The 7,030-nt window shown below is 46.2% G+C and carries 5 protein-coding genes; all 5 read left to right on the top strand.

Going from position 1 to position 7,030, the window contains the following annotated elements:
- Positions 1-384 precede the first annotated feature (384 nt).
- The 5 genes from LAY57_RS34460 (at position 385) to LAY57_RS34440 (ending at position 6,919) form a co-directional block, all read left to right on the top strand.
- Positions 385-1,920: a ferredoxin--nitrite reductase gene (locus LAY57_RS34460; protein WP_249071804.1), complete on the top strand. Its 1,536-nt coding sequence runs from the start codon at positions 385-387 to the stop codon at positions 1,918-1,920.
- Between the two features lie 461 nt (positions 1,921-2,381).
- Positions 2,382-3,719, top strand: a complete 1,338-nt coding sequence (locus LAY57_RS34455; RefSeq protein WP_249071802.1) for a CmpA/NrtA family ABC transporter substrate-binding protein — start codon at positions 2,382-2,384, stop codon at positions 3,717-3,719.
- A gap of 176 nt (positions 3,720-3,895) precedes the next feature.
- The gene (ntrB, locus tag LAY57_RS34450) at positions 3,896-4,735 is read left to right on the top strand and encodes a nitrate ABC transporter permease (protein WP_249071800.1); all 840 of its coding nucleotides are present in this window, start codon (positions 3,896-3,898) and stop codon (positions 4,733-4,735) included.
- Entirely contained in the window at positions 4,713-4,871 is a 159-nt protein-coding gene (locus LAY57_RS34445) for a hypothetical protein (protein ID WP_249071798.1), read from the top strand. Before ntrB ends, LAY57_RS34445 begins: the two co-directional genes overlap by 23 nt.
- A gap of 23 nt (positions 4,872-4,894) precedes the next feature.
- Positions 4,895-6,919, top strand: coding sequence for a nitrate ABC transporter ATP-binding protein (locus LAY57_RS34440; RefSeq protein ID WP_249071796.1), 2,025 nt, complete (start codon positions 4,895-4,897; stop codon positions 6,917-6,919).
- Positions 6,920-7,030 lie beyond the last annotated feature (111 nt).

Raw genomic sequence — 7,030 nt, 5'->3', positions numbered from 1 at the left:
CACTGACAACTGACCACTGACAACTGACCACTGACAACTGACCACTGACAACTGACCACTGACAACTGACCACTGACCACTGACCACTTGCACTAGAGACTAGCTATAAAGCATGGCCCGTCAATCCTGCCGAAGGTAGAAATGTCAAAAAAGCATAAAATCTATGCAATAAATTCATATCCGTAAAGATTTTGTAATTAAAGATACGAATTGAAACATTTAGTCCCATTAGCTTAATACAAAGAAACAGTCAAATAAAAAAACATAACACTGGCTTAAGGATCGAGCGTCCTATTTAGCACCGAAAAGCCACTTTCAGGTTATAGCTCTGCACAAGCAAACAAGCGGTCACCAAGAGAAGCAGTAGAAAACTAGGGATTATACATGACAATCGCAGCCACAGCAACCGTAAGTCTGAACAAATTTGAAAAATTTAAAGCCGAAAAAGATGGATTAGCAGTCAAAGCCCAGCTAGAAGAGTTTGCCGGAATGGGCTGGGAAGCAATGGATGAAACCGACCGAGAGCATCGGCTCAAATGGTTAGGCATATTCTTCCGTCCCGTCACTCCCGGCAAATTCATGATGCGGATGAGACTGCCCAACGGCATCATCACCACAAATCAAATGCGAACCCTAGCCGAAATCGTACAACGATACGGCTGTGACGGCAATGCCGACATCACCACCAGGCAAAACTTCCAACTGCGCGGTATTCGCATAGAAGACTTACCCGATATCTTCTGCAAGCTGAAATCAGTGGGCTTAACCAGCATCCAATCTGGCATGGATAACGTCCGCAACATCACTGGCTCACCCGTAGCGGGTATTGACGCAGACGAACTCATCGACACGCGGGGACTCTGCTGTCAAGTGCAAGACAGGCTCACCAACAACGGCGAAGGTAACCCCGCCTTTACCAATCTGCCTCGGAAATTTAATATTGCGATCGCCGGATGTCGCGACAACTCCGTCCATGCCGAAATCAACGACATCGCCTTCGTCCCCGCATATAAAAATGGAATATTAGGATTCAACGTCCTAGTCGGTGGGTTCTTCTCCGCCAAACGCTGCGAAGCCGCCGTACCGCTAAACGCTTGGGTTCCACCCAGCGATGTTGTCAGCTTGTGCATTGCTATTTTAGAGCTTTATCGCGATCGCGGCTTGCGGGCAAATCGACAAAAAGCACGCTTAATGTGGCTTATCGATGAATGGGGAATAGACAAATTCCGCACCGAAGTAGAAAAACAGCTAGAACAACCCCTCCAACCAGCAGCAGAAAAAGATGAAATCATCTGGGATAAACGCGACCATATCGGTGTTTATCCCCAAAAACAACTAGGTTTAAACTACGTCGGCTTGCATATCCCCGTCGGACGAATGTATGCTCAAGATATATTTGACCTCGCCAGGATAGCAGACGTTTACGGCAGTGGAGAAATCCGCCTCACAGTCGAACAAAATATCATAATTCCCAACATCCCCGACTCTCGCTTAAAAACTTTCCTAGCCGAACCAATATTGGAGAAATTTTCCATCAATCCAGAACCTTTAAAGCAAGCATTAGTTTCCTGCACAGGGGCACAGTTCTGCAACTTTGCCTTAATAGAAACCAAAAACCGAGCCCTAGAGACAATTCAGGAACTGTCAGCCGAATTATCTCTAACCAAAACAGTACGGATTCACTGGACTGGTTGCCCGAATTCTTGCGCTCAACCCCAAGTAGCCGACATTGGTTTGATGGGAACCAAGGTAAGAAAAAATGGCAAAACTCTCGAAGGCGTAGACATCTACATGGGCGGCACAGTTGGCAAAGATGCTCATCTCGGCAGCTGCATCATGAAAAGCATTCCTTGTGAAGATTTGAAGCCGATTTTACAAGACATATTGATTCAGCGCTTCGGGGCTCATACTAAGTGCTAAGTGCTAAGTGCTGAGTGCTAAGTGCTGAGTGCTGAGTGCTGAGTGCTGAGTGCAACGTCAGCCGTACAAACACAGTCCCGGCGTTGCTTTGAGCGTCTAACACTGTCCTAAACGATGTGACTGTGGCTATAAAAAGGGGATTTTAGACGTGGATTTGGGCTCAATTAAAGGGAAAAAAGCTAACCTTGGAAATTTTAAATTTTAAATTTCCGATTTCAAATTTGTGGAAAAACAGGGAATCGGGAATTTAAAATTTTAGATTGAATAATTGCAGATTGAATCTAAAATCCAAAATCCAAAATCGGATAACTCAGCCTCATTTTGATAAAAAGGATACTTTTCCATCAAGTTTCTCCATGTATACTACAGTGTCAGGTTCAGGCATCAAGTTTTCGCAAAAGCATTTTGTGACTGCTACAAAGTCACAACCAAAAAATTAACTACCGACAGGGTGAATGAAAATGACAAGATTTACTAGAAGACAATTTATTATTACCGCCGGAGCAACCGCAGCAGGTACTCTGCTAGTTCACGGCTGTACCTCCAATACCGCATCCACTCCAGCTACTAGCCCCACAGCTGCTTCCACCGCAATACCAGCAGTAAATGTCAGCGCTGCTGACACACCAGAAGTTACCACTGCCAAGTTGGGATTTATCGCCCTAACCGATTCTGCACCCCTAATCATTGCTAAAGAAAAAGGGTTATTTGAAAAGTACGGCATGAAAGATGTCGAAGTCCTTAAACAAGCTTCTTGGCCAGTAACTCGCGACAATTTGGAGACAGGTTCAGCAGGTGGCGGTATTGATGGAGCGCACATCTTAAGCCCCATGCCTTACTTTATGACATTGGGCCAAACCAAAACCAATCAACCTTTGCCTATGTACATTTTGGCGCGGTTGAATACCAACGGTCAGGCAATTTCTGTTGCTAATACTTATAAAGATGTAAAGCTAGGATTAGACACCAAGATACTGAAAGATGCTTTTGCAAAAGCCAAAGCAACTGGCAAAAACGACCTCAAGGTAGCGATTACTTATCCCGGTGGAACTCACGATTTGTGGATGCGCTACTGGCTAGCATCTGGCGGGATCGATCCCAACAAAGATGTTTCCACTATCCCCGTCCCACCGCCTCAGATGGTCGCGAATATGAAAACGGCTAGCATGGAAGCTTTCTGTGTAGGGGAACCTTGGAACGCCCAACTCGTTAACCAGCAGGCTGGATACACTGCTTTGGTAACAGGAGAATTGTGGAAAGATCATCCAGAAAAAGCTTTGGCTATGCGAGCTGATTGGGTAGATAAAAATCCCAAGGCGGCGAAGGCAATATTGATGGCTGTGCAGGAAGCGCAGCAGTGGTGCGACAAGCTGGAAAACAAAGAGGAAATGTGTCAAATCCTCTCCCAGGCGAAGTGGTTTAAGGTGCCAGCGGTAGATATTATCGATCGGGCCAAAGGCAAGATTGACTACGGTAACGGTCGCGTGGAAGAAAACAGTCCGCTACTGATGAAGTTCTGGGCAGATAATGCCTCCTATCCATATAAGAGTCACGACCTCTGGTTTGTGACAGAAAATATTCGTTGGGGCAACATTCCAGCCGATACAAAGGTTAAGGAACTCATTGACAAAGTGAACAGGGAAGATTTGTGGAAAGAAGCGGCTAAAGCCCTTGGCGTTCCAGATACCCAAATTCCCACTACCTCTTCTCGTGGTATTGAGACATTCTTCGACGGAGTTAAGTTCGATCCCGACAAACCAGAAGACTACTTGAAGTCTCTGACAATTAAGAAAGCCTAATGATTTTAAATTTTAGATGTCAGATTTAAAATTGTCATTGAAATCTGCAATCTAAAATTTTAAATTTCTGAATGATTAATGACAACTAATAGAAGGAAGGAGCATGACAGTCTAGCTTGAAAGAAGTGCTTTGGCGCTGAAGCGCAACTACGTACCAACCAATTGAAGGAGAGAAAATGACAGCCCAGCTTGAAAGAACGTCTAATCCCAATTTGCCGAATCCGATCGTTAAATATCTGCAAAAAAATTCCCGAAAAATAATTCTGCCGTTGATTGCATTCGCCATATTTTTGATCATCTGGCAAATCCTCTGCCCTCCCGGTTCAAAGGGATTGCCAGGGCCGATCCAAGTACTAACTGAAACATTCGATCCTTACATCATCAATCCCTTTTTTGACAACGGCGGTACAGATAAAGGCTTAGCCTTGCAAATCTTCGCCAGCTTGAAACGGGTTGGTATTGGATTTTCCCTGTCTGCCATTGTTGGCATCAGCCTGGGTATCGTGATTGGCGCTAATAAAGCTGTTTATGAAGCTTTAGATCCGCTTTTCCAGGTTCTGCGTACTATTCCTCCCCTAGCTTGGCTGCCGATTGCACTAGCAGCAATCAAACAAAATGAACCTTCAGCGATATTCGTGATTTTTATCACAGCAATCTGGCCGATCATTATCAACACTACAGTCGGGGTACAGCAAGTGCCTCAAGATTACAGAAACGTTGCTAGAGTATTGCAACTGTCAAATTCCCAGTATTTCTTGAATATCTTGTTTCCAGCCGCAGTTCCTTACATTTTTACTGGTCTGAGGATTGGTATTGGGTTATCTTGGCTGGCAATTGTGGCGGCAGAAATGCTGGTTGGCGGTGTAGGTATTGGCTTCTTCATTTGGGATGCTTACAACAACTCTCTCACCAGCCAAATTATCATTGCACTTATTTATGTGGGTGTGGTTGGTCTTGTGTTAGACCGGATAGTCGGCTTCGTTGCCTCAATAGTTGTACCAGCAGAACAAAAATAGTCAGTTGTCAGTTGTCAGTTGTCAGTTGTCAGTTGTTAGTGGTCAGTTGTCAGTTGTCAGTTGTCAGTTATCAGTTATCAGTTATCCCCCACTTTCCCTCTTCCCTCTTCCCTCTTCCCTCTTCCCTAGCCCCTAGCCCCTAGCCCCTAGTCCCTTCCTATGTCTGTATTTGTTGAAATAGATCATGTCGATCGCATATTCGATCTCCCCAACGGTGGCACCTATGTCGCCCTCAAGAATATTGAACTGAAAATCAAACAGGGAGAGTTTGTTTCCCTAATTGGACACTCTGGCTGCGGCAAATCGACTTTGCTAAATATGATTGCCGGTTTAGATCGGGCCACAAAAGGCGGCATTATCTTAGAAGGGCGGCAAATCACCCAGCCTGGGCCAGACCGGATGGTGGTATTCCAGAACTACTCCCTACTACCGTGGCTAAGTGTGCGTCAGAATATCGCTTTGGCGGTGAATCGAGTTTTCAAGGACAGCCCACAGGGAGAACGCCGAGGAATTATAGAACATCACATCGAGTTGGTGGGCTTGCAACACGCAGCAGACAAGCGACCGGGCGAGTTATCAGGTGGGATGAAACAGCGGGTGGCGATCGCACGCGCCTTAGCTATTCGCCCCAAATTGCTGCTGTTGGACGAACCTTTTGGGGCTTTGGATGCCTTAACACGCGGTGGTTTGCAAGAACAGTTGATGAAAATTTGTGAGGAAAGCCACGTCACCAGCGTAATGGTTACTCACGATGTAGATGAAGCGCTGCTGCTGTCTGACCGAATTGTGATGCTTACCAACGGGCCACAATCTCACATCGGTCAGATATTGGAAGTCCCCATTCCCCGACCTCGCCAGCGCCTAGAAGTGGTAAATCATCCGAGTTACTATGACTTGCGTAATCAGATGATTAACTTCCTCAACCAGCAAAAGCGGGACAAGAAACGCAAGGCGAAGCAAACAACAACAGCAAACAAAAATGCGATCGTTTCTGAAGGTTTGGAAAAAGTCAAGTTAGATATTGGCTTTCTTCCCCTCACAGATTGCGCCCCATTGGTAGTTGCGAAAGAAATGGGTTTCTTCAGCAAACATGGTTTAGAAGATGTTAACCTCTGCCGCGAACAAAGTTGGGATGCGATCGCGCAAGGTATCGCCACCGGACGCCTGGATGCCGCCCCAATGGTTGCAGGTATGCCCTTAACCATGACTTTGGGTATGGGTAACCTTACGCCCATACATACCATTACCGCCCTCGTCCTCAGTCGCAACGGTAACGCCATTACCTTAAGTAATGAGTTATTTGAGCAAGGAGTACGCACCCTCAAAGATTTTAAAAGTGCGATCGCTCGAAGCAAAGATAAAGTTTACACATTGGGCATCGTACACGAATCCTCCATGCACAACCTGATGCTGCGTTACTGGCTAGCTTCAGGAGGTATCGATCCAGATCGAGATGTGAATTTGGTGGTGATTTCACCAGAAGATATGGTAAAACACCTCAAAGCTGGCAGCATTGACGGCTACTGTGTCGGCGAACCTTGGAACTGTCGCGCTGTCTACGAAGGACTAGGATTTGTCATCGCCACCGACCTAGATATTTGGCCGGGAAATCCTGAAAAAGTGCTTGGTGTGCGTGAGGATTGGGCAAACCAATTCCCTCAAACCCATATTGCTTTACTGAAAGCTCTTTTGGAGGCTTGCGCCTACTGCGACGATCGCCGCAATCGCGAAGAAATCATGCAATTGCTTTGTCAGCCTCAGTATATCGGTGTTTCTGCCGAATATATCAGTCCCGGTTTCTTAGGTCACTACAACCGGGGTACAGGTGCTGCAACCCAAGTGCTGCCAAAATTCAATCAGTTTCACTACGACAATAGCAACTGTCCGAGTAAAGGTGAAGGCTTATGGATTTTGACTCAGCTAGCGCGTTGGGGTATTACTTCTTTCCCTAAGAACTGGATCGAAGTTCTGGAACGGGTACGCCGGGTAGATTTGTTTGGCGAAGCATCACGGCAACTGGGATGGCCCGATATAGAACCCGATCGCGTTCCATTTAAACTCTTTGACGGCGTTATCTTCAACCCCGATGACCCGATTGGCTATCTCAACCGCTTGGAAATCAAACGCAATTTCCAAATTGAAGAGATTGCGATCGATGATTCTCCAGCCAGAAAAGCGGCGTAACTTAATTGACCACTGACAATTGACCACTGACAATTGACCACTGACCACTGACCACTGACCACTGACCACTGACCACTGACCACTGACCACTGACCACTGACCACTGACCAC

The organism is Argonema antarcticum A004/B2, assembly GCF_023333585.1.
GTDB lineage: Bacteria > Cyanobacteriota > Cyanobacteriia > Cyanobacteriales > Aerosakkonemataceae > Argonema > Argonema antarcticum.
This window is presented reverse-complemented; position numbering and strand designations above follow the sequence as displayed.